The organism is Alcaligenes sp. SORT26, from assembly GCF_017377875.1.
GTDB classification, from domain to species: Bacteria; Pseudomonadota; Gammaproteobacteria; order Burkholderiales; family Burkholderiaceae_B; genus Alcaligenes; species Alcaligenes parafaecalis.
In genome coordinates, this window is record NZ_CP070975.1 from 1660321 (window position 1) to 1683532 (window position 23212).

General features: G+C 56.5%; 17 protein-coding genes and 2 pseudogenes. 9 read left to right on the forward strand and 10 right to left on the reverse strand.

What is annotated here, in order from left to right; translation table 11 throughout:
• Positions 1–93 precede the first annotated feature (93 nt).
• Genes msrB through JYG33_RS07765 form a run of 4 tightly spaced genes read left to right on the forward strand, consistent with a single transcriptional unit; the run spans position 94 to position 2108 of the window.
• Positions 94–489 carry a peptide-methionine (R)-S-oxide reductase MsrB gene (msrB, locus tag JYG33_RS07750; RefSeq protein WP_207875397.1) on the forward strand — a complete coding sequence of 132 codons (396 nt, stop codon included), beginning with the start codon at positions 94–96 and terminating at the stop codon, positions 487–489.
• Positions 486–1052 (forward strand): septation protein A, encoded by a 567-nt coding sequence (locus JYG33_RS07755; protein WP_207875398.1) that lies wholly within the window; start codon positions 486–488, stop codon positions 1050–1052. Before msrB ends, JYG33_RS07755 begins: the two co-directional genes overlap by 4 nt.
• Before the next feature lie 7 nt (positions 1053–1059).
• Positions 1060–1323, forward strand: coding sequence for a BolA family protein (locus JYG33_RS07760; protein ID WP_009456641.1), 264 nt, complete (start codon positions 1060–1062; stop codon positions 1321–1323).
• Between the two features lie 8 nt (positions 1324–1331).
• Positions 1332–2108 (forward strand): peptidylprolyl isomerase, encoded by a 777-nt coding sequence (locus tag JYG33_RS07765; RefSeq protein WP_207875399.1) that lies wholly within the window; start codon positions 1332–1334, stop codon positions 2106–2108.
• Positions 2109–2286: 178 nt separating this feature from the next.
• Here JYG33_RS07765 and ligA read toward each other — a convergent pair whose 3' ends face one another.
• From ligA to smc, 3 genes are read right to left on the reverse strand one after another with little or no spacing between them, the layout of a single operon-like run.
• Positions 2287–4380, reverse strand: a complete 2094-nt coding sequence (ligA, locus tag JYG33_RS07770; RefSeq protein WP_207875400.1) for an NAD-dependent DNA ligase LigA — start codon at positions 4378–4380, stop codon at positions 2287–2289.
• Positions 4377–5396, reverse strand: a complete 1020-nt coding sequence (locus JYG33_RS07775; protein WP_207875401.1) for a cell division protein ZipA C-terminal FtsZ-binding domain-containing protein — start codon at positions 5394–5396, stop codon at positions 4377–4379. The genes ligA and JYG33_RS07775 overlap by 4 nt, the downstream gene beginning before the upstream one ends.
• 45 nt (positions 5397–5441) lie before the next feature.
• The gene (gene smc, locus JYG33_RS07780) at positions 5442–8966 is read right to left on the reverse strand and encodes a chromosome segregation protein SMC (protein WP_207875402.1); all 3525 of its coding nucleotides are present in this window, start codon (positions 8964–8966) and stop codon (positions 5442–5444) included.
• A gap of 500 nt (positions 8967–9466) precedes the next feature.
• Between smc and lplT the strand changes: the two genes are divergently transcribed.
• The gene (lplT, locus tag JYG33_RS07785) at positions 9467–10777 is read left to right on the forward strand and encodes a lysophospholipid transporter LplT (RefSeq protein ID WP_207875403.1); all 1311 of its coding nucleotides are present in this window, start codon (positions 9467–9469) and stop codon (positions 10775–10777) included.
• Positions 10778–10867: 90 nt separating this feature from the next.
• On the opposite strand, the gene JYG33_RS07790 is transcribed toward lplT, so the two are convergent.
• Together JYG33_RS07790 and tsaB are read right to left on the reverse strand one after the other, a co-directional pair.
• Positions 10868–11791 carry a uracil-DNA glycosylase gene (locus JYG33_RS07790; protein ID WP_207875404.1) on the reverse strand — a complete coding sequence of 308 codons (924 nt, stop codon included), beginning with the start codon at positions 11789–11791 and terminating at the stop codon, positions 10868–10870.
• Positions 11788–13020 carry a tRNA (adenosine(37)-N6)-threonylcarbamoyltransferase complex dimerization subunit type 1 TsaB gene (gene tsaB / locus JYG33_RS07795; RefSeq protein WP_207875405.1) on the reverse strand — a complete coding sequence of 411 codons (1233 nt, stop codon included), beginning with the start codon at positions 13018–13020 and terminating at the stop codon, positions 11788–11790. Before tsaB ends, JYG33_RS07790 begins: the two co-directional genes overlap by 4 nt.
• Positions 13021–13298: 278 nt before the next feature.
• Here tsaB and ompR point away from each other — a divergent pair, with 278 nt between their 5' ends.
• Both ompR and JYG33_RS07805 read left to right on the forward strand, forming a co-directional pair.
• Complete coding sequence (ompR, locus tag JYG33_RS07800; RefSeq protein ID WP_003801024.1) at positions 13299–14033, forward strand: two-component system response regulator OmpR; 735 nt, start codon at positions 13299–13301, stop codon at positions 14031–14033.
• 35 nt (positions 14034–14068) lie between these two features.
• Entirely contained in the window at positions 14069–15478 is a 1410-nt protein-coding gene (locus tag JYG33_RS07805) for an ATP-binding protein (RefSeq protein WP_207875777.1), read from the forward strand.
• Between the two features lie 61 nt (positions 15479–15539).
• Here JYG33_RS07805 and ispF read toward each other — a convergent pair whose 3' ends face one another.
• Complete coding sequence (gene ispF / locus JYG33_RS07810; protein WP_207875406.1) at positions 15540–16025, reverse strand: 2-C-methyl-D-erythritol 2,4-cyclodiphosphate synthase; 486 nt, start codon at positions 16023–16025, stop codon at positions 15540–15542.
• Positions 16022–16723, reverse strand: coding sequence for a 2-C-methyl-D-erythritol 4-phosphate cytidylyltransferase (gene ispD / locus JYG33_RS07815; protein WP_207875407.1), 702 nt, complete (start codon positions 16721–16723; stop codon positions 16022–16024). The genes ispF and ispD overlap by 4 nt, the downstream gene beginning before the upstream one ends.
• A gap of 17 nt (positions 16724–16740) precedes the next feature.
• Between ispD and mfd the strand changes: the two genes are divergently transcribed.
• Entirely contained in the window at positions 16741–20232 is a 3492-nt protein-coding gene (gene mfd / locus JYG33_RS07820) for a transcription-repair coupling factor (RefSeq protein WP_207875408.1), read from the forward strand.
• A gap of 168 nt (positions 20233–20400) precedes the next feature.
• Here the strand turns inward: mfd and serB are convergent, their stop codons facing one another.
• Positions 20401–21252: a phosphoserine phosphatase SerB gene (gene serB, locus JYG33_RS07825; protein ID WP_207875409.1), complete on the reverse strand. Its 852-nt coding sequence runs from the start codon at positions 21250–21252 to the stop codon at positions 20401–20403.
• 171 nt (positions 21253–21423) lie between these two features.
• Here serB and JYG33_RS07830 point away from each other — a divergent pair, with 171 nt between their 5' ends.
• Positions 21424–22539 carry a nitronate monooxygenase gene (locus tag JYG33_RS07830; protein ID WP_207875410.1) on the forward strand — a complete coding sequence of 372 codons (1116 nt, stop codon included), beginning with the start codon at positions 21424–21426 and terminating at the stop codon, positions 22537–22539.
• A gap of 132 nt (positions 22540–22671) precedes the next feature.
• Here JYG33_RS07830 and JYG33_RS18750 read toward each other — a convergent pair.
• A pseudogene (locus JYG33_RS18750) lies at positions 22672–22878 on the reverse strand (DUF2818 family protein); the annotation flags it as partial.
• Between the two features lie 192 nt (positions 22879–23070).
• Positions 23071–23205 (reverse strand): annotated as a pseudogene (locus JYG33_RS18755) (DUF2818 family protein); the annotation flags it as partial.
• Positions 23206–23212: the final 7 nt, after the last annotated feature.

Below are 23212 nucleotides of genomic sequence, written 5' to 3' on the forward strand. Positions count from 1 at the left end.
AACCCTCTGCTCCAAACACACTCTAATTGTCGATTACTATGTAGGACTGCGCCTCCTGTAGGCATTGATCCGTTTTTTCATAAGGCAGCACACGTGGAAAAAGTACGCAAAACCGACGCTGAGTGGCGCGCCCAGCTCAGCCCCGAAGAATTCTATGTCACCCGTCAAAAAGGGACGGAACGCCCCTTTACCGGTCGCTACTGGGACACCACCAGCGCCGGGATTTATCGCTGCGTCGGTTGTGGCACGGCCTTGTTTGCGTCCGACACCAAGTTTGATGCCGGTTGCGGCTGGCCCAGCTACTTCACCCCCCTGAATCCGGATAACGTGCGTGAAGAGCTTGATGTCAGCCACGGCATGCGCCGTACCGAAGTGCTGTGCAATGTCTGCGATGCCCATCTGGGCCACGTCTTTGAAGACGGCCCGCCCCCCACTGGGCTACGATATTGCATTAACTCCTTGTCCATGACCTTTGAACCCGAAGCATGAAGAAGCTCTTATTTGATCTATTCCCGCTCGTCCTGTTCTTTCTGGCGTTCCGCTTTTCCGATATCTATGTCGCAACCGGCGTGGCCATGGCGGCCTCGATCCTGCAGATACTCTGGCTGAAGCTCACCAGCAAGGCGATCGAGACCTCGCACTGGATCAACCTGGCGGTCATTGTCGTGTTTGGCGGTGCCACCCTGTTCTTCCATAACGATGTGTTCATCCGTTGGAAACCCACGGTGCTGTACTGGATCTTTGCCCTGGTGCTGCTGGGCGGTCGTTACCTGATGCATCGCAACCTGATGCAAAAATTCATGGGCACCCATCTGGTGTTGCCCGGCCATGTCTGGGACAAATTAAACCTGGTCTGGGCCAGCTTTTTTGTCGCCATGGGCCTGGTGAATTTGTACGTTGCCTTCTCCGGCCACTTTACCGAATCCCAATGGGTCAACTTCAAGGCCTTCGGCCTGCTGGGTTTGATGCTGGTGTTTGTCGTTGCCCAATCCTTGTGGCTGGGCCGCTACCTGCAAGACTCTTCCGACAACTCCACTCCCCCAAAATCTTGATTTCGCCATGACAGACGCACTTGCTTCCCTGATTCACGAACGGCTCCAGGCACTGGAACCGTCGGAACTGGACATCATCAATGAGTCCCATCTGCACGCCGGTCATGCCGGTGCACAAGGTGGCGCAAGCCACTTTCGGGTGATTATCGCCTCGAAACAATTTGATGGAATTTCAACACTGGCACGACACAGACTTGTGTATGATCGCGTCCACGATCTAATGCCTTTCCCCATTCACGCTTTGGCTATTCAAGCCAAAACCACCGCTTAAGGATGCTCATGAAACGTATCGCTGCATTTGCCCTGACCTGCGCTATGGCTGCTCCCGTCTATGCTCAGACGATTGCCACCGTTAACGGCAAAAACCTCACGCAAAAAGACCTGGATCAGTTCGTCGCCGTTCTGGTCGAGCAAGGCGCCAAGGATTCGCCAGAGCTGCGTGAGCAAGTCAAACAGGAAATGGTCAACCGTCTGGCCGTCGTGCAAGCGGCTGAAAAAGCCGGTATCGACAAGACCAATCAGGTTCAGCAAGAGCTGGAACTGGCCCGCCAAAGCATTCTGGTCCGCGCTTTGATGGCCGACTACCTGAAGAAGAACCCTGTCACCGACGCCGACCTGACCAAGGAATACAACACCATCAAGTCGATGGAAGAAGGTCAGCAGGAATACAAGGTGCGTCACATCCTGGTGAAGGACGAAGCGGCGGCCAAAGATCTGCTGGCAAAGATCAAGTCCAAAAAAGTCAGCTTTGCTGATGCGGCCAAGAAAGACTCCATCGACACCGGTAGCGGCCAGCAAGGCGGCGATCTGGGCTGGGCACCAAGCGCCACCTACGTTCCTGAGTTCGCTCAGGCTGTAGAGAAGATGAAGAAAGGCGAGCTGAGCGCAGCACCTGTGCAGTCGCAGTTTGGCTGGCACATCATCCAGGTGGATGACTCCCGCCCTGTTACTTTCCCAGCCATGGCCGAAGTGAAGCCTCAACTGGAAGAAATGATGCGTCAGCGCAAGCTGGCCGAATACCAGCAGAAAATCCTGAAAGAAGCCAACATCAAGTAATGGCTTTGGCGGCCGCTTTGTCTTCCCGATAAAGCGGCTGGCAGGAAGAACAAATATGGCGCCTCAAGGGCGCCATATTTGTTTGTGGTGAAGATCGTTCACTGAATGTCATTCATGTGGTAATTAAAAGCCCAGATCACGGCTGAATCACTACCAGGATTTCACTTCTTCCCCTGTGCTATTCACCCGCCAATAAAGCCAGGAACTGGGATTCGTCCAGAATAGTCACACCTAATTCCTGTGCCTTGGTCAGCTTGGAGCCAGCCTCTGCACCCGCCAGCACATAGGCAGTTTTTTTAGAGACCGAGCCACTGGCCTTGCCCCCAGCTTCCAATACGCGGCGCGTGGCTTCATCACGGCTCATGCTGGGTAGCGTACCCGTAATGACCACCGTTTTGCCCGCCAGCGGCAGATTAGCGCTATTGGCACGGACTTGCGCCTGTTGGGGAGTAACCCCGGCTGCCAGCAAGGCATTTAACTCTTTTTGATTATGAATATCTTGGAAGAAATCCTGCAGAGAAGCAGCTACTACCGGCCCAACCTCCTTCACCCGTAAAAAAGCCTCTTTATCAGCCTGCTCCAACGCCCCTAAGGTACCAAAGTGCTCCGCCAAATCTCGCGCAGTAGTTTCACCAACATGACGAATACCTAAGGCGTATATAAAACGATCTAAATAAGGCTGTCGAGCTCTATTAATAGCGTCAATCAAATTCGAGGCAGACTTCTGCCCCATGCGCTCTAAGCCTAGTAAATCCGCTTTGCTGAGTGTAAAAATAGAAGCCAGGGTTTCAACTTTGCCGCTATCAACTAGCTGATCTACAAGTTTCTCTCCAAGCCCCTCAATATCCAGAGCTTTACGACTAACTGCGTGTATCAATGCTTGCTTACGTTGGGCAGGACAAGCCATCCCAGCTGTGCATCTCCATGCAGACGTACCATCCACACGTACAAGCTTTGTGCTGCACACAGGACATTTATCTGGCATCTTGAAAAGCACTTTCTCCTGATCTTTAGGTCGCTGCTCAAACACCACAGAAACAACCTCAGGAATCACATCTCCAGCTCGACGGACTACTACGACATCACCAACCTGTACATCTTTGCGACGCACTTCGTCTTCGTTATGCAGCGTGGCATTGGTAACCGTGACACCACCCACAAAGACCGGCTTCAAGCGCGCAACCGGCGTGACAACACCTGTACGGCCTACTTGAAACTCGATGCTCTCCACACGCGTCATTTCTTCCTGCGCCGGAAACTTGTGCGCAACCGCAAAGCGCGGTGCCCGTGCCACATAGCCCAGAACACGCTGCGCGGCCAAGGAGTTGACCTTGTAGACCACACCGTCAATTTCAAAGGGCAGGTCAGGACGACGCTGCTGGGTTTGGCCGTAAAAATCCAGCAGACCTTGCACACCCTGCACGACTTTGCGGTCGCGACTTAAGGGCATGCCCAGACTTTCCAGCCAGTCCATCATGCCCGATTGGGTATTACGGGGCAACGCATCACTGGCCGGATCGGCAAACAAGGCATTCTGAGGCTGATTGGCGGCAGGCATAGGGCTGACTTCACCCCAGCCATAGGCAAAAAAGCGCAAAGGCCGTTTCGCGGTAATTCTGGGGTCCAACTGACGCAAGCTGCCTGCAGCGGCATTGCGTGGATTCACAAATACTTTTTCGCCACGCTTGGTCTGATTTTCATTCAGGCGCTCGAAGTCCGCCCGGTTCATCAAGACCTCGCCACGCACTTCCAGCACGGCAGGCAATTGCGCCGCATCCCCGCGCAAGCGCAAAGGTATGGAGTTGATGGTGCGAATATTGCTGGTGACGTCCTCGCCAGTTGTGCCGTCACCGCGAGTCGACGCCTGAACCAGCAAGCCTTGCTCGTAGCGCAGGCTGATCGCCAAACCATCAAACTTGTATTCGGCCAGATACTCGACACGGCGGTCCAGACCGACCACACCGGCCTCGACCAGCGTATCGGCCACGCGCTTGTCGAACGCCTGCACTTCTTCGTCGTCAAAGGCATTGCCCAGAGACAACATGGGAACCGCATGCTGGACCGTGTCAAAACCATCCAGGGGGGCTGCACCCACGCGCTGCGTGGGTGAATCAGGGGTGATCCATTCCGGGTGCTCGGCTTCCAGCGCCAGCAACTCGTTCATCAATACGTCGTATTGCGCGTCCGAAATGCTGGGGGCATCCTGAACGTAATAGGCCCAGTTATGCTGGGCCAGTTCTTCATGTAACTGCTGTACTCGCTTCAAACTCACGAAAAAATCCTGCCTGTACGTTCCTGGCCTGCCGTAAAGCCAGCTTGCTCCAGGCGCTCGTACAGATTACTTAGTTGTTCATCAATATTTTGATCGGTGCTTTCGGGCAAGGGGCGACCCTGATCATCCAGCACCACCGCATCCAGGCGGCTGGCCAGATCACGGGCCACCGTCGCCATACGGCTGAAGGCGTGGTCATCTGCCGGGCTGTTGGGCAAATCGAGCAGCAAGTCGATACGCTCAATGCTGGCGGACTGAATATCCTTGGGTTGGGCACCGTCGAACATGGCGGTAAAACGGGGCTGACCCGAATCTGCCAACCAGGCCAATTGCTGGCCGAACGGTAAAAAGCCCGCATCCTTGACCATCTGAATAACAGAAGACGCTGGCATGGGGCCGGGCAAACGCACCGACACACCCACCAGCGCGTCCAGATCAGCGCACGTATTGTCCAGAGCTGCCGCACGACGCAGCACATCATCTTGCTCCGGGCCTTCTACCGCACCATCAAATTGTTGGGCCAGGGATTGGGCCGCCATCCAGACTTGCGACCATTCAATCGCCGACAGGGGACCGCTGCGATTGGCCAGCAAAACGGCAATCTGCATGCTGGCGTAGGACTCACCTGCGCGTAGACGAGCGCGATGACCGCCACCTTCACATTCGGCAAAGTAACGCACCGGTTTGGCGCCACTACGCGATACGGTCTGCAAGGCCTGGGCCAGATCCTGGGCATCCACAGGCTGGCTGAAACTGATGTCAATCACGGCCTCAGTGGTGCAATCGGCCTCGGCGGCGTCATGTTCGCCATCGGCAGCCGTCGCCTCGCCACGGCCTACGCTAGGCTCGCGACGTTCCAGCTCGGTGAGCTGGCTCATCAAAGGATCCGTATCCCCATCCGGGAATTGGCTTTGCATCTGCTGGCGCACTCGGCGGTCTTGCCACCAGTTAAAGACCACTACGAGCAAGATGAGCAAAATGCCCAACAAAATCAGTGCGATTTGCAAATCACTCATTGTCAGTTCCGTCGAATCAACACTACCGGATTAAAAAAAACAGGCTTACACACTGCTCATTTGCATGGCGGCATCTACGTCTACCGCCACGATACGGGACACCCCCTGCTCTTGCATGGTGACACCGATCAACTGCTTGGCCATTTGCATGGCAATTTTATTGTGAGAAATAAACAAAAACTGCGTTTGGTCGCTCATGCTGGCCACCAGATTGGCATAGCGTTCGGTATTGGCATCATCCAGTGGCGCATCCACCTCATCCAGCAAACAAAATGGCGCAGGGTTCAGCTTGAAGAAGGCAAAAACCAGCGCTGTCGCCGTCAAGGCTTTTTCACCACCAGAGAGCAAATGAATGGTGCTGTTGCGTTTGCCTGGCGGTTGCGCCATGACTTGTACACCCGCATCCAGCACTTCATCGCCCACCATCGTCAGTTTAGCCTCTCCACCACCAAATAGCCTTGGGAAAAGCTCACCAAAGTGCTGATTAACGATGTTGAATGTTTCCATGAGCAACTGGCGCGTCTCGCGGTCAATCTTGCGAATGGCATCTTCCAGCGTCTCGATTGCATCGGTCAAATCTTTGTGCTGAGCATCCAGATAGGTCTTGCGCTCTTGGGCCGTCGTCAGCTCTTCAAGGGCCGCCAGGTTCACCGGGCCCAAGCCTTCAATCTGGCGCGAGATACGCTGCACTTCGGACTGCAACCAGCCCACGCGCTGCCATTCTGCTGTCTTTTCCTGTAACAAGCTCCACAGTTCGGAACGGTTTACCTTTCGACTGTCCAACTGTTCAGCAAACTGTTCGACCGCCAGACGCGAGGCTTGTTCCTGCAATTGCAATTCGGTGACTTGCTCGCGCAAGGGACCCAGATTTTTTTCATTCTCGGTACGGGCTTGCTCATGCTCGCGTAATTGCGCGGCCAGAGTATCAAGCTGGATTTTCGCCAGACGTACGGCCTCTTCACGCTCGGCCCGCAACTCCAGGGCATCTTGCAGACCGGCTTGTGCCGCCGAGGCATCCAGATCCAGCAATTCGCCTTGAAGGCCCTCCAATTGACCCGCGGTGCGTTGGGCCTGCTCTTGAGCCAGGGCGAGATTGCGCTCCAGCTCTGCCATGCGTTGTACCAAAGCACGCTCGGCGAACTGGGCATCATGCACAACGCGCTCGCGCTCGTGGACGGTACGGCGGGCCTGTTCAGCCTGCTCGGCGCCCTTCTCGCCTTCCATCTGGGCTTCAGCAAACACACCCTGATGTTCCGCTAATTCTTCATCCAGCGTTTCAAAACGGGCTTCAAACTCTTCACGATTGGCTTGCAGCTCTTCGCGCTGTACGCTCAGCTCTTCCAGCTCATCATTGATTCGACCGCCGCGCTCTTGCGATTGCTGAGCCTGTTGTGCCAGCTTGGAGTGCTCCAACTGCACATCGTGCATACGCACCGTCAATTCACCCACGCGGGCACGGGCGGGAACCAGACCATTACGCACTTGCTGCAAGGCCATTTCGGCCTGGGTGCTGGTATGACCAAGCTCATCCACAATCAGTTGAGCGCCACGCAATTCTCGCTCCAGATGAGCGATCTCTTGCTGCCGAGCCAACATCCCGGCCTGTTCGGAGTCGGGCGCGTAAAAGCGTATGCTATGGCGATCGACCAAGTGACCGTCCTGCACCACGATAGCCATTTGATCGCTTAGTTGCTCGCGCAAACTCAAAGCCTGCTTCAAATCCGAACACACATAGACGTGATGCAGCCAGTTACCCAGCAGACTGCGCAAGGCGCCCTCTTGCTGACGCAATACCGAGCTCAGCAAAGGCAAATCCAGGGCAGGCTTGGCCAGCTCCCCCGCATCGGGAAGCTGATAAAAGCTCAAGCGTGCAGGCGGTGCATCACTGGCAAAGGCGGCGGCCATATCCAGACGGCGCAACTCCAAGGCCGTCATCCGCTCACGCAGCACGGCCTCCAGAGCAGTTTCCCAGCCTTTTTCCACGTCCAGGCTTTGCCAGAGACGCTTCATGCTCTCCAGCCCATGTTTAGCCAGCCAGGGTTCCAAGGTCCCCTTGCGAGCCACATCTTCCTGCAAACGGCTCAAGGCCAGATGTCTTGCTTCCAGACGAGCCATATCCTGGCCGCCTTGCAAGGCTTGTTCCTGCGCCTTCTTGCGCTCTTCTTCCAGTCTGGGAAGCTGGGCCTCCAGGTGCTGCATGTGCTCCTGGGCCTGCTGCAACTGGTTTTGCAGCATATTCAGATCGCCCTGCAAACGCTCCAGATTATCCGGGTCGGGCGCGTTAAGTTCACGCAGCTCCTGCTTCAAGCGTTCCTGACGTTGCTCCAACCCCTGGATTTGACGATCCGCATCACGTTGCGACTGCGCCGCCAAGGCCAGGTTCTGCTCCAGGCGAGCCAGCCCCATGCGCATTTCATCTCGGCGTTGGGCCTGCTCGCGGACTCGTTGCTCCAGATCGGGCAAGGCGCCTTGGGCTTCTTCCAACTGAATCTGTAATTCTTCCAGCCTGACAGCGGCTTCTTCACGCTGCTGCTCGCTGTTTTCCAGCTCTTGCTGGCAATGCTCTTGTTGCTCGACCCAGTCGTGCTGCTGTTGTTCCAGTTGTTCACGGCGCTGAGCCATACGACTGCGTGAATCCAGTACATGGCGGATTTCCGCTTCCAGGCTGGAGACCTGCGACCCTGCTTCGTACAACTGCGTTTGAGCCACGTGCAAGGCATCACCCGCCTGCAAATGGGCTTGCCGCTGCGACTCCAGCGCCGACTCGGTGTGCCGTAAGCCAGCAATGGATTCTTCCAGCTTGGTCTGGGCTTGTTCAATGGCTAAAAAGCGCGCTTTTTGATCGCCCTGTGCATTGGACTCTTTCAACAGCCACAACAAGTTCTGCTTTAACTCGCCGTCTTGCTGCAAATCGCGGTACTGACGAGCCACTTCGGCCTGCGCCTGTAATTTTTCCAACTGCGCATCCAGCTCTCGTTGGATATCTTCCACGCGCAGCAAGTTTTCCCGGGTATCGCGCAAACGGCTTTCCGTTTCGCGACGGCGCTCTTTGTAGCGCGATACGCCCGCTGCCTCTTCCAGAAAAACACGCAGCTCTTCGGGCTTGGCTTCAATCAGGCGGTTAATCATGCCCTGGCCGATAATCGCGTAACCACGCGCCCCCAGGCCAGTACCCAGAAAAATATCGTGAATGTCGCGCCGCCGGACGGCCTGATTATTCAGAAAATAGCTGCTGGTGCCATCCCGGCTCAGCACACGCCGTACCGAGATTTCAGCGTAGGTACTCCACTGACCCGAGGCACGCCCTTCAGAATTATCAAAAACCAGTTCAACCGAGGCACGCCCCGCCGGTTTACGTTGTGACGAACCATTGAAGATCACGTCTTGCATGGACTCGCCACGCAGCTCGGAGGCTTTGCTCTCGCCCAGCACCCAGCGCACCGCATCGATGATGTTGGATTTCCCACAGCCATTGGGCCCGACAACGCCAACCAACTGACTGGGAGTTGGAATGGTGGTCGGGTCCACAAAGGATTTGAAACCAGCAAGTTTGATCTGGGTTAGACGCACAGGGTAAAAGTCAGCTCAGAAAAGACCAATTTGAACAGGCGCGCAGGCGCATTTCTCTCTGCCTGCCACCGCGAGTCGTATGATACCGCAGCACCTGCCACCCACAGCAAAGACGGCTAAAAAACAAATGAAAATCAGCTCAGAGCTGCTGGGATGATAAGGCAGTAAACTCTCCCCTGTCGTCAAGCCCTGTTTACCCTGCTTGGCAAGCAGGACAATAGTGCCAGACAGGGCATTTACAATAGCGCTTTGCCAGCGCCCGCCCGGCCAGAAAATCCGAGCAGTCAGACAGCCGCAATGAATTTCTGATACCACTGCCCCCGCAGTCCCTGTTATTCTTGCTCCCCATCTCTCTTCGTAAATTTCGCACCGGCTCAGGCTTTGTCAGGAAAACTGTGGTGGGCCGCCTTGAAAAAGCTCCTCAGGTCTGACACCTGGCTTTGATTCGTGCTCCGCAGTCCTGCGACTGCGCCTGTGGGCACACGCATTCGGGATGTATTTTGAATAAAGGATTTTATCTGGTCATGGCCGCGCAGGCATTGTCGTCAGTTGCCGACAATGCCTTGCTGATTGCCGCCATCGCCCTGATCGCTGACCTGCACGGACCTATCTGGATGGTCCCCATGATGAAATGGTGGTTTGCGCTGTCCTACGTGCTATTGGCCGCCTTTGTAGGCGCCTTTGCCGACTCGTATCCCAAGGGTCGGGTGATGTTTGCCACCAATGCCATCAAGCTGATGGGCTGTATGTTGATGTTCTGCCACCAGTACTTTGGCATGAACGACTCCCAGCAACTGGTTCTGGTCTTTGTCTCCTACACCCTGGTTGGTATCGGTGCTGCCGCCTACTCCCCTGCCAAGTACGGCATCGTCACCGAAATGCTCAAGCCCGAGCAATTGGTCAAAGGCAATAGCTGGATTGAAGGCCTGACCGTGTTGTCCATTATTGGCGGCACCGTGCTGGGCGGCATTTTGATCAGCCCCTCGATTGCCGCTTCGCTAGCCGAGCACCCGCTGATTGCACCTTTAGCCCAGACACGTGCCGAAGTCGCTATCTTGCTGATTTCCTTTATCTATCTGTCAGCAGCGCTGTGCAATCTGCTGATCCCCCGCACCAATATTGACTACCCGCCCCAACAAAAGAACCCCATCTTGCTGCTCAAGGAATTCCGTACTTACGTACACATTCTGTGGCGTGACAAGCTGGGCCAAATCTCGCTGGCGGTCACCACCTTGTTCTGGGGTGCCGGTGCCACCCTGCAATTCATTGTGATTGAATGGGGCGCTCAGCATCTGGGCTACCGTCTGGATCAGGCCTCGGTGCTGATGGGTGTGGCCGCATTGGGCACGGTCTTTGGTGCCGTCTTTGCCGCCCGCGTTCCCCTGAAGAAATCTCTGGCTGTTCTGCCTGTAGGCGTAGCAATGGGCTTTGTGGTCCTGCTCATGCCTTTGGTACACGAGAAATGGGCGGTCTACACCCTGTTGATGGGTATTGGTGGTTTGTCCGGCTTTTTCGTCGTCCCCATGAATGCCCTGCTGCAACATCGCGGCCACGTCATGCTGTCGGCCGGTCACTCCATTGCCGTACAGAACTTCAATGAACAATTGAACATTCTGTTCATGCTGGCGCTGTACAGCCTGCTGCTGTGGCTGCGTTTGCCCATCAACTACATCATTGTGTTCTTTGGCTTGATGGTGGCGTCTTTAATGACGGTGTTCATCATCTGGAAAAACGCCAATCTGCGCGCTCATCCCGAGCTGGAAGCCTGCATTGGTCAGGAAGGTCACGGACAGGCCTTGGCGGCCAAGTAAACAAAAGCGCCCCTTTGGGGCGCTTTTTACTGGGGGCGCCGAGCCTTGGGGCGGCCCGGCGGTAAAACATACCTCCCCACAGGGCCAGTATCAGGACTGGCTCTGCAACTCGCGTAGCAAGGACAAATCCCGCCAGGCATTGGCTTTATGCTGCGGACGCAGCAATAGCGAGGCGGGATGATACGTCACCACCAAAGGCAAGCTGCGACCTTGAGCATCGGTGTACGTCAGAGCCTGCCCCCGCAAAGCCTCCAGATCCTCATCACGGCCACTTAGTGCCACCGCAGCCAAATGGCCGACAGCCAGCAAACGGCGCGGCTGTACCAGACGAATCTGCGCATCCAGAAAGGCCCGACATGCAGCCAGCTCTTCCTGGGTAGGGGGACGATTCCCCAAGGGGCGGCATTTCACCAGATGTGTTTTATACACGGAGGCATTGGGAATGGCGCTGTTAAGCATGGCCTGCAAGAGCAGCCCGGCTTTGCCATCAAAAGGTTGAGCACTGCGATCATCGCTAGTCCCAGGTGCCTCACCAATAATCATCCAGTCCGGTTCCACCAGCAGCTCAGAGCCAAACACCACTTGAGCCCGGCCCGTGTGCAAGCCACATTCCTGGCAGGCTTGAACCTGCTCCAGCAGGCTGGCCATATCCTGGGCTTTTTCGGGCTGAATCAGCACAGCCGGTCGTTGAACTACTTCCTCGACAGGGGCAACTACCGCAGGGCGAGTGCCCGCTTTACGCAACAAAGCCAAAGCCTGATCACGGGCGGACTGTGCATCCTGCGTCGCGGCTGCACCGGGTGTCGCCAAAGGACGGCTGACCGGCCCATCCGAATGCCGCTCCATCGTCTCTACGGCTGCTACCTGCTCTGGTGTCGATACAGCTGAGGAAGCTGCTTGCTGCACAGTGGCTTGCACGGCAGGCTGCGGCAGACGCGCCAGAAAGGCGCGCTCCAGACCCAGCTCTAAAAGCCAGGTGCGCTGCAGAGGGGAAACAGGCTGAAAATCGATCATGCCCCTGCCTTGCTGGCCAGGTCCAAGCTCATCAAGACGGCATCTTCACGCAGACCATCGCTAAGCGGATAGTAGTTTTTACGCAGACCATCCGCCTGGAAACCCAGCTTTTTATACAAGCTGATAGCCGGAGCATTCGATGCCCGGACTTCCAGAACCACACGCTCTACCTGAGCTTGGCGAGCTAGCTCCAGACCGTCGTCCAGCAATTGGCGAGCCAATCCGCGTCGCTGCTGTTCCGGGGCTACCCCGATCAGCAAAAGCTCCATCATGTCAGGAGCCTTGAGCCAAATCGCGTAGCCCTGCACCTGGCCTTGCTTATGAATAATCCGGGAGCAATAGGCGCTATTGCCCAAAGCATCCGTAAAGTTGCCTGCCGTCCAAGGGTGACTTTCCACCCGACGTTCAATATCCAGCACGGCGGACACATGCCCTGCCTGCATGGCTTCAATCTGCAAGGGTTGATCCAAGGCTGCCGGGTTGCCCCCCAAGCCTTGTTCACGTTCCTGAATGGTGTAGGCGACTTTTTCGCGCACATACAACGGCATGGCCAAATCGGGCGACACACCACGTCCTTCATCCAGATCATGCAAGGCCAGATGCGCAACACTCGCGCCCGTCGCACGCCAACTCTGGCCAACCTTCCAACCCTGTGCGACTACGGCAGGAGCCAGATCTGGGAACTGTTCCAGCGCATCACCGATGACCTGAATAGGCTGCTGCTCTGCAATCAAGCCTTCTGCCTGCAAACGCGCAATCCACAGGGTGATCTGCGCCGCATCCAGCAGCACCGGGCTTTGCAGCACAGACCAGGATTTCTCGGCCGTCCAGCTATACACAGCGGCATAGACCTCTTGCATGCGGGCATCCTGCACCACCACATAGGCCGTCCCTTCAACAGGCGTACCACAGGCGGCAGCAGCCAGCAGAGACGACACTGGCAGCACGGGCAAATCCAAGGCAAAAGCCATGCCTTGAGCCACCCCACACGCCACGCGCAGGCCGGTAAAGCCACCAGGCCCTTGTCCAAAAGCAATGGCGGTCAGGGCCTGCCGATCCAGGCCAGCCTGCTCCAGCAGTTGCTCGGCCATGGGCAAAAGGCGCTCAGCATGATCGCCACTACCCTCATGACTCAGTTCCACAAGCGAAATACCCGCTTGGGTGCGAGACAACAAGGTCAGTTCACAGAGATTGGAGGAAGTCTCCAGGGCAAGAATATGTGCATCCATCGCGCTATTTTAGTTTAAGCAGACTGAAAATAGGCACCCTGATCAGAATGGGGGCAGGATAAACCGCGACATAGGTGAACAGGTCGTGACTTTTCCCTAGCACAGGCATTTTTTTGACCTGACTCAAACCAACCGGAGAGACTATTTGCCACCATATGATTTTCCTCACGACCCAGTCAAACCTGCTGCAAGGCGCATAAATCGTACAAAACACTTAATGTGTAATATTTTTCTACACCCCCCTGTACGCGCTTTCTGATGCCTGTTACATTTTCGCTATGAATACGCCGACCCCCCCCCTCACCCGCAAAATCCTTGTCGTTGACGACGATCCCCGGCTGCGCGATTTATTGCGCCGCTACCTGTCCGAACAAGGGTTCAACGTTTTCGTCGCCGAAGACGGTAAAGAAATGGCCAAACTCTGGCAACGCGAGCATTTCGATCTGCTGGTACTGGATCTGATGCTGCCAGGCGAGGATGGCCTGTCCATCTGTCGTCGGCTGCGCGGCGGACACGACAACACCCCCATCATCATGCTCACCGCCAAGGCCGAAGAAATCGACCGTATCGTGGGCCTGGAAATGGGTGCCGATGACTACCTCATCAAACCCTTCAACCCCCGCGAACTGCTAGCCCGTGTCAACGCTATCTTGCGACGCCGTGGTACCGAGGAACACCCCGGCGCACCTAGTCAGGAAAATGAATCGATCGAGTTCGGTCCCTATGTGCTGAACCTGTCCACTCGAACACTGACCCGCAATAACGAAGTCGTCCCGATTACGACGGGCGAGTTCTCCGTGCTGAAAGTGTTTGCCCGTCATCCCAAGATCCCCTTGTCGCGCGACAAACTGATGGAATTGGCGCGTGGTCGCGAATACGAAGCCTTTGATCGCAGCTTGGACGTACAGATTTCGCGTCTGCGCAAGCTGATCGAACCCAATGCCTCCAAGCCCGTGTTCATTCAAACGGTCTGGGGTCTGGGCTACGTTTTTGTTCCAGACGGCGGTAACTGACCTTGTCTTCCGGTCAGCAAGACGGGCGGCCCGCCGTGGCCGCCCAACGCCGAGCAACAAAAAACTCGAGTATCCGGCTGGGTTTATTCAGCCGGTCTTTTTTATTGCTCGCTGCGTTAATGCTCGTCAGCCTGGGTGCCTGGCTGCAAGTATTCTTCAGTATGGAAGAAGGACCACGCGCGGCCCAAATGGCTCAACGCGTGGCGTCCATTGTCAGCATCACCCGCTCGGCTCTGGTGTACGCGCCTCCGGCGGTACGCCCTGCCCTGTTGCTGGATTTGGCAACCAAAGAAAGTCTGCGCGTGCAACCACGCGAAAATACGGACGAGCTGGAACCCCTGCCGCGCTCTAATTACTGGCAACACGTCTCTACCGAAGTACGTGGTGCATTAGGTAGCCAGACCCTGATCATGTGGTCGGTCAATAGCGTGCCGGGCATCTGGGTTTCCTTTGATATCAATGAAGATCAGTACTGGCTGGTCTTTGATCGCGAACAATTAAGTCTGACGGCTGGCGTGGAATGGCTGGGCTGGGGCGCAACCGCCTTGCTGCTGGCCCTGATCGGTGCCGCAGTCAGTGTGCGTTTTGTGAACCGGCCTTTGGCTCAACTGGCCAAGGTGGCCCAGCAATTGGCCCGTGGCGAAACCCCCAGCACCCTGCCTGAAAAAGGCCCGGTTGAAATCCGCGACATGAATATCGCCTTTAACCGTATGGCCCGCGATATCCGCCAGACCGAGGCGGATCGGGAAATCATGCTGGCCGGTATTTCGCACGACTTGCGCACGCCTCTGGCGCGCATGCGTCTGGAAATCGAATTAAGTCAGGTATCAGACGAAACCCGAGCCGCCATTGACGAGGACTTGGCCCAGATTGACCACAGTATTGGTCAGTTGATGGAGTACGCCCGTCCCGCTGCGGCTGTACCCGAGCATGGCATTGATGTTTCCGCCGTGCTCAATGACGTCTACGAGCGCGAACGCACACATACCGAATCGCTGGGTGGCATTTTGACGGCTTCCGTCGAACCCAATCTGTACGCCCGCATCAGCGCTCACGACTTGAAGCGTATCGTCTCCAACCTGATCGAAAATGCGCGTCGTTATGGCCGCAGCCCCGAAGATGACCGTGCGCGTATCGAACTGTCGGCACATCAGCACGGCAATATTCTGGTGATTGCCGTCAAAGATCAGGGCGCAGGGATTGCCAAAGGCGATATCCAGCGTCTGCTGCGTCCCTTCTCTCGTGGTGTCTCTGCCCGTACTGGCGTGAGCGGTGCAGGTTTGGGGCTGGCGATTGTGGAGCGCTTGCTGGGACAGGTCGGTGGTCACTTTGAGCTGGTCAGCGCCCCCTCCGAGGGTTTGACCGCCCGCATTCAATTGCCACGTATCCGTGCAAGTCGTAATGCCCCTGGAACCCAGGGCGATAAAGACACCAAAGTCTCCTGAACACAAAAAACCTTGGGCGGGTACTCCCCTTGCCCAAGGTCTCATTCAGAACCCAATGCAATCAAGCGCGGTACAACAAGGCCACGGTGGTTACCGCAATCCCTTCCTGGCGGCCCACAAAGCCAATGGCTTCATTTGTTTTGCCTTTGACGTTCACACTGCCCGGCTCTAAATGCAGATCCGCCTCAATATTGGCCACCATGTCAGGAGCATGCGGGGCAATCTTGGGTTTTTGTGCATGAATCGTGGCATCGACATTCCCCACCAGCCAGCCTGCCGCGCGCACCTGCTCATAGGCATGACGCAACAGCACACGGCTATCAGCCCCTTTGTACTGAGGGTCGGTATCCGGGAAATGACGACCGATATCCCCCAGACCCGCCGCACCCAGAATGGCATCGGTAATTGCGTGCAGCAAGGCATCGGCATCCGAGTGCCCCATCAAGCCATGGGTATGCGGAATAGTGACCCCACCCAGAATCAAAGGTCGGCCTTCGCACAGCACATGCACATCAAAACCTTGTCCTACGCGAATCGGCATGCTCATAACCATTTCTCCATCAATTCAAAATCTTCAGGCCAGGTGACTTTAAAATTCCGCGCTGAACCCAATATTAATAAGGGTTGGCTGCCCGCCAATTCCATGGCGCTGGCCTCATCCGTCACTGCCAAACCTTGTTCTTTAGCCTCTTGCAAGGCCCTGCGCAAATCCTGGGCAGGAAACAACTGCGGAGTTTGCGCCAGCCACAGCCCATCCCTGTCCACGGTCTCCTGCACCGCCACCGCTTCGGTCTGCGTCGCGCGCTTGACGGTATCAGGCACCGGCAAAGCCAGCAAGCCACCGCGCTGCGCCTGCAAGCAAGCATCAATCAAACATCCCAAAGCCTGCCGTGGCAGGCCGGGACGAGCAGCATCATGAACCAGAACCCAAGGCTGTTCCTCTCTATCCAGAGTGTTCAGCGTATTAAGCACCGTTTCAGCCCGCGTCTCCCCACCACAAGGCAGGCAGACGGTGCGTGGCAAACCTTCCAGTGCGGCGGCAGCCCAGGTATCGCCCGGCGCCACGGCAACCCGCACCTGGCTGATGCGTTCATCAGCCAGCAGGGCCTGCACCGAACGGCGCAACATGGGCTGCCCACCCAGCAAACGGTATTGCTTGGGCAAGCCTTGCGCCTTCGTGGCAGAATCCAGGGCGCGCGCACCGATACCGGCGGCTGGAACAATTGCAATCAAGGTAGTCTTCATAGGTGGGTGATTTTATAATGACAATCCTGATGGAAACCGAAAAACAGCACTCCCTGTCCCTGCCCAGCACCCAAGATGTGCTGGCCGCCCTACGCCCCGGTCAACGCTACGCACAGCCCATGCCTCCTGGCTCGGGCGATGCCTGCCTGATTGCCGACCTGGCCCGCCAGCATAAAGCGCCTATTCTGGTGCTCTGCGCCGATCCCCTGACCGCCCAAAGGCTGGCCGAGGAAATCCTGCTATTTGGCCCCACCCTGCGTGTGCGCCAGCTACCGGACTGGGAAACGCTGCCTTATGACAGCTTCTCTCCGCACCAGGATCTGATCTCGGAGCGCCTTCGTACCCTGCACGCCCTGACCATGCACGAGGTCGATATCCTGACCGTGCCTGTCACCACAGCTCTGTACCGTTTGGCCCCACCGTCCTTTCTGGCGGCCTACACCTTCTCTTTCCGTCAGGGCGATGAGCTGGACGAGGCCCAGTTGCGTGCCCAGTTGATGTTGGCCAACTATACCCATATGACACAGGTCAGCGCTCCCGGTGAGTTCAGCATCCGGGGTGGCCTGATTGACTTGTTCCCTATGGGTTCAGTCTTGCCCTATCGACTGGACCTGTTCGACAACGAAATCGAAAGCATACGCAGCTTTGATATAGACACCCAGCGCAGCCTGTATCCCGTCAAGGAAATCCAGCTCCTGCCGGGCCGCGAATTCCCCATGGACGAAGAAGCGCGTACCCAGTTCCGCGCCCGTTTCCGTGAATTCTTTGAAGGTGACCCTTCTCGCGCCCTGCCCTATAAAGACGTAGGCAATGGCATTGCCTTCGCGGGTATCGAATACTATCTGCCGCTGTTCTTTGAAGAAACCGCGACCTTGATGGACTATGTGCCTGAAGGCAGCCTGGTCATCACTCACGGAGATGCACAAAGCGCGATTGGCCGCTTCCAAAGCGATACCCATAGCCGCTTCTCCTTCCTGAAAAACGACCGCGAACGCCCTATTCTTCCCCCAGAAAGCCTGTTTCTGTCGGATGAGCAATTCTTCAATGGAATCAAACCTTTTAGCCGCCTGAGCCTGAATGCCCAAGCGGATGGCCAGCCTATCGCTCACCCTGATTTCGAGCCTTTGCCTCTTGTCGCGGTTAACCGCCGCGACAAGGATCCGCTGGCCCAATTGCGGCAGGAAGTACTGGACCCCAAAAATCGCACCGTATTGTGTGCAGATTCCGCAGGCCGTCGGGAAACCTTGCTGCAAATGCTGCGTGAGCATGACCTGTCACCCGCTACAGACTGCCAGAATCTGGCCGACTTTCTGGAGTCGGACGCGGCCTTTGCCCTGGTGGTGGCCCCGCTGTCGCGTGGCTTTGCCCTGGTGCACGACAGCCTGAGCCTGCTCACCGAAAACGACCTCTACCCCACCCAGACACGCACACAAAGCAGCCGTCGCCGCAACGAGCGCAGCAGCGATGTGGAAGCCATGGTGCGGGATCTGTCCGAACTGCGCGAGGGCGACCCCGTCGTTCACGCCGAGCATGGCATTGGTCGTTATTGCGGTTTGAAAGAAATGGATCTGGGCGAAGGCCCGGTCGAGTTTCTGCATCTGGAATATGCCAAAGGCAGCACTCTCTATGTGCCCGTAGCCCAATTGCACGTGATTGCCCGCTACAGCGGTGCTGATCCCGAGCATGCACCTTTGCACCAATTGGGGTCTGGCCAATGGGACAAAGCGCGTCGCCGTGCCGCCAAGCAGGCGCGTGACAGCGCTGCCGAACTGCTGGCCCTGTATGCCCAGCGTGCCGCCCGTGAAGGCTTCCAGTTCAAATTACCGCTGAATGACTACCAGGCCTTCTCTGAAGGCTTTGGCTTTGAAGAAACCCCGGATCAGGCCGCTGCCATCGAAGCGGTAGTGAACGACATGACCTCCGGCCAGCCTATGGACCGCCTGGTGTGTGGGGATGTGGGCTTTGGTAAAACCGAGGTCGCTCTGCGTGCCGCTTTCCTGGCCGTGGCCAATGGCAAGCAAGTTGCCCTGCTGTGCCCGACCACCTTGCTGGCCGAGCAACATGCACAGACCTTCTCGGATCGCTTTGCCGACTGGCCCATCCGCGTCGCCGAGTTGTCCCGCTTCCGCTCCACCAAAGAGACCCAGGCCGCCATTGCAGGGCTGCGTGAAGGCAGCGTGGATATTGTGATTGGCACGCACAAGATTCTGTCCTCGGACGTGCGTTTCAAACAGCTAGGTTTGGTCATCATCGACGAGGAACACCGCTTTGGTGTGCGTCAGAAAGAAGCCTTGAAGCAACTGCGCGCCGAAGTCGACATTCTGACCCTGACCGCTACCCCTATTCCACGTACCTTAGGCATGTCTTTGGAGGGCATACGGGACTTCTCCGTCATTGCCACGGCACCGCAAAAACGTCTGGCGATCAAAACCTTTGTGCGTCGTGAAGATGGCAGCACCATACGCGAAGCTCTGCTGCGCGAATTGAAACGCGGCGGCCAGGTCTACTTCCTGCATAACGAAGTCGAGACCATTCACAACCGTCGTGCCCGCCTGGAAGAACTGGTGCCCGAAGCCAGTATTGCCGTGGCTCACGGCCAAATGCCCGAGCGCGAACTGGAAGCCGTCATGAAGGGCTTCTACCAGAAGCGCTACAACGTGCTGCTGTGTACCACGATTATTGAAACCGGCATTGACGTGCCTACCGCCAATACCATCGTCATCCATCGAGCTGACCGTTTGGGCCTAGCCCAATTGCACCAGTTGCGTGGACGCGTGGGCCGCTCCCACCACCAGGCCTATGCCTATCTGCTCACCCCTGGCGAGGATGCCATCACCAGCAATGCGAAGAAGCGGCTGGAGGCCATTCAAGCCATGGAAGAGCTGGGCGCAGGCTTTTTCCTGGCGATGCACGATCTGGAAATCCGGGGAGCAGGCGAAGTGCTGGGCGAATCCCAGTCCGGCGACATTCAGGAAGTGGGCTATTCCATGTATGCAGATATGCTCAACACGGCCGTCAAAGCCCTGAAGGCTGGCGAAGAACCGGACCTGGATTCACCCTTTGCCCTGCAATGCGAAGTGAATCTGCATACCTCTGCCCTGCTGCCATCTAACTACTGCCCCGACGTGAATGCCCGCTTGGGCCACTACAAGGCCCTGTCACACGCTCGCAAGGAAGATGACCTTATTCATATCCATGAAGAGCTGATCGACCGCTATGGCCTGCTACCAGAGGCTGGCGAGAATCTGCTGGCCGTCCATCGCCTGCGTATCAAGGCCGAACCGTTGGGAATTGTGAAAATCGATGCCAGCGAGGCACAGGCGACGATTCAGTTTTCCTCCAAGCCCAATGTGGACGCCGTCAGCATTATTGAACTGGTGCAAAAGAACAAGCAGGTGCGATTGGCTGGACCGGACAAGCTGCGGATTGAAATCACCAAAGGTGAGGAAATCAAGAACCGGATTCAGGCCGTACGCAATGTGCTGAACAGTTTGCGCAAAGAGAAGTAAGCCTTAACAACAAGGCTGGACATAAAAAAGAGCGCTGTCAGTGACAGCGCTCTTTTCATTTGGGTAAAACGGCCTACTGCATCACCCCCTCGCCCTGCTTACCGTGCTCAGGTCTAGTGTGCTGCGCTGAGCCTTGCACCGCCAGACTACGCAGGCGATCCGCCAACATCAAACATCCAAGCGGAACCAGTTCAAGACAGCATCCAGTGGAGAGTGGTTAAGCGCAAAGCTGGCTTGCTCCTGCACCACAGGCTTGGCCCGGTAGGCAACCGAGTATTTAGCGTGCGCCATCATGGGCAAGTCATTGGCACCGTCGCCAATCGCAATACACTGCTCCAGGCCAGCGCCCAGCTCCGCAGCCAATTCCTGCAAGAAACGGGCTTTGGCCTGACCATCCACAATCGCACCCAGCACTTTGCCGGTCAGCTTGCCGTCCACCACTTCCAAGGTATTGGAATGGGCATAGCTCAAGCTGAAACGGTCTTTCATGCGTTCAGTAAAGAAGGTGAAGCCACCCGATACCAGCAAGGTTTTTACGCCATGGGCATGAGCCGTCGCTATCAGGCGGTCCGCACCCAGATTAGGCTGCAAGCGCTCTTCATACACGCGAGTCAGATCACTGACAGGCACACCTTCCAGAAACGCCACACGGCGATTCAAGCTCTCGGTGAAGTCCTTGATTTCGCCGCGCATGGCCGCTTCGGTAATCGTGGCAACCTGTTCCTTGCGGCCAGCCATATCAGCAATCTCATCAATACACTCGATATTGATCAGCGTGGAATCCATGTCCATTGCCAGCACGCGCATGTCTTTCAGGCGATCAATCTGCTCCAGAAAAGCAAAGTCCATTGCGCCAGTCTTGCACAGTGCCTGCACCTCAGCACGCTGCGTGGCGTCAGAACCCAGCAGACGCACGGCGGTAGGGCCCAGCTCCTGCACACCATCGGCCTGCACCACTGCCGCAATTTTTTCGATGATGGCGCTATCCAGGCGCGGCCCTTGAAGAATGAGATGAGACATCAGATCGTCCACAAAACAGGAAAATACGGCACAGTCGTCGTGCCAAAAGACGATTATTGTAGCGTGCTGCAGGCTTGCCACGGCCTTGCCCACACACAGCGATGTCAGTTTTCAGTCTGAACTCATCCTGCTACGATAAAAGCTATCGCGAAATGACCGAGGACGCCCTTCATGTATATCTGGCCCAACAACACTTTGCTGGATCTGCTCCACATCGAGCAACCCATCGTTCAAGCTCCTATGGCCGGAGCGCAAGATAGTGAGCTGGCGATTGCCGTGGCTCGTGCTGGCGGCCTGGGCTCATTGGCCTGCGCCATGCTCAGCCTGGAACAAATTCGCGAACAAGTGGGGCTGTTTAGAGCCGCCGTGTCGGCCCCCATCAATCTGAACTTCTTTTGCCACGAGGATCTGCGCCTGGAGCCAGAGGCTCTACAAGAATGGCGTCTTCGCCTGATGCCTTACTACCAGGAATACAGCCTGGACCCGAATCAGGAATTGCCCAAAGCGGCACGTGCTCCCTTCTCCAGCCAACATGCTGAATTGGTCGAAGAGCTGAAACCTGAAGTCGTCAGCTTCCACTTTGGCCTGCCCTCTCCCGAACTGGTGCAGCGCGTTAAAAAAACCGGTGCTCTGATCATGTCCAGCGCTACCACGACGGCTGAGGCGGTCTGGCTGCAAGAGCACGGCGCCGACATCATCATCGCTCAAGGCTTTGAAGCCGGTGGTCACCGTGGCGTGTTCCTGGACAACAAGGTGCACACACAAGTAGGCACCATGTCCCTGGTTCCCCAGATTGCCGATGCCGTCAGCATTCCCGTGATTGCTGCCGGTGGTATTGCTGATGGACGCGGTATTGCCGCAGCCCTGGCTTTGGGTGCCAGCGCGGCGCAAATTGGCACTGCCTACCTGTTCTGTCCCGAATCCAAGATCACCCCGCTGCATCGCGAAGCCCTGTCCAATAGTCGCTCGGACGGCACAGCGCTAACCAATCTGTTCTCTGGCCGCCCAGCTCGCAGTATTCGCACTCGCCTGATGGATGAAATTGGTCCTTTAAGCGCCAGTGCTCCGGTATTCCCCCATGCTGGGTCGGCACTCAGCCCGCTGCGTATCGAAGCCGAAAAACAAGGTCGTACCGAATTCAGTTCCCTGTGGAGCGGACAAAGCGCTGCCTTGGGTCGCGCCCTGCCTGCCGAGCAACTGACGCTGGTCCTCGCTCAAGAGGCTCAGGGCGTCTGCAAGCGCCTGGGAGTGGCTGGTGCCACTCACGCACCCTTGGACAAGCCTTGATCGATTCTGCGGGCTGCACACGCGGTATGCAGCCCATCATCAGCAGCAGAGCCACCTGCTGATTACATGACACCGAAAGTCAGGACGAAAAAAAACCTCGCAATTTTGCGAGGTTTTTTTATCTGGTCAGGACTATTCAAACTTGCCCTTGGGGTGGCGCATCAAATAACGATACACAAAGCCGGGGTACGCCATCACCAGAAACAAGGCAAAGGTAATGGTGTAGAACACCCAGGTTTGCTTGAAGGGATTACCGATACTGGCTTCAAAAGCAAAGCCGAAAGCACCCACAATCCCGTAAAAAGCACACACCTCCAGCAGGCGAGCAAAAAAGCCTTTGGAGACTTTCTGATGGCGAGTACGCCAGGCGGGGAAGTAAAACAGCGCAGCCACTAAAACCAGGCCCAAAAACACCTTACCCAACATAACAGGCAAGGAATTCAGACCGGAACTGGCGGCGATCACCGTGTAAATCCCCAGACCCAAAGCAGCCAGCACAGCCAGGTAGACCAGACCCACAATCAGTTGCAGCCAGGGCGAGAGACCAGAGCGCTCGCCCGGCATGGACCAAGGCAGAACCAGCAAGGGTTTTTCCACCAGAAACGGCAAGTTAGCCGTAATCACGGAAAGAATAATCACAACCCAGATGGAAAAGCTTTGTTCCATAGTGCTA

Excerpts from the sequence above, each read along its gene's own strand:
- JYG33_RS07755 (WP_207875398.1), top strand. The coding sequence starts at position 486 with ATGAAGAAGCTCTTATTTGATCTATTCCCGCTCGTCCTGTTCTTTCTG.
- JYG33_RS07760 (WP_009456641.1), top strand. The coding sequence starts at position 1,060 with ATGACAGACGCACTTGCTTCCCTGATTCACGAACGGCTCCAGGCACTG.
- JYG33_RS07765 (WP_207875399.1), top strand. The coding sequence starts at position 1,332 with ATGAAACGTATCGCTGCATTTGCCCTGACCTGCGCTATGGCTGCTCCC.
- JYG33_RS07775 (WP_207875401.1), bottom strand. The coding sequence starts at position 5,396 with ATGAGTGATTTGCAAATCGCACTGATTTTGTTGGGCATTTTGCTCATC.
- JYG33_RS07790 (WP_207875404.1), bottom strand. The coding sequence starts at position 11,791 with ATGATCGATTTTCAGCCTGTTTCCCCTCTGCAGCGCACCTGGCTTTTA.
- tsaB (WP_207875405.1), bottom strand. The coding sequence starts at position 13,020 with ATGGATGCACATATTCTTGCCCTGGAGACTTCCTCCAATCTCTGTGAA.
- ompR (WP_003801024.1), top strand. The coding sequence starts at position 13,299 with ATGAATACGCCGACCCCCCCCCTCACCCGCAAAATCCTTGTCGTTGAC.
- ispF (WP_207875406.1), bottom strand. The coding sequence starts at position 16,025 with ATGAGCATGCCGATTCGCGTAGGACAAGGTTTTGATGTGCATGTGCTG.
- ispD (WP_207875407.1), bottom strand. The coding sequence starts at position 16,723 with ATGAAGACTACCTTGATTGCAATTGTTCCAGCCGCCGGTATCGGTGCG.
- mfd (WP_207875408.1), top strand. The coding sequence starts at position 16,741 with ATGACAATCCTGATGGAAACCGAAAAACAGCACTCCCTGTCCCTGCCC.
- serB (WP_207875409.1), bottom strand. The coding sequence starts at position 21,252 with ATGTCTCATCTCATTCTTCAAGGGCCGCGCCTGGATAGCGCCATCATC.
- JYG33_RS07830 (WP_207875410.1), top strand. The coding sequence starts at position 21,424 with ATGTATATCTGGCCCAACAACACTTTGCTGGATCTGCTCCACATCGAG.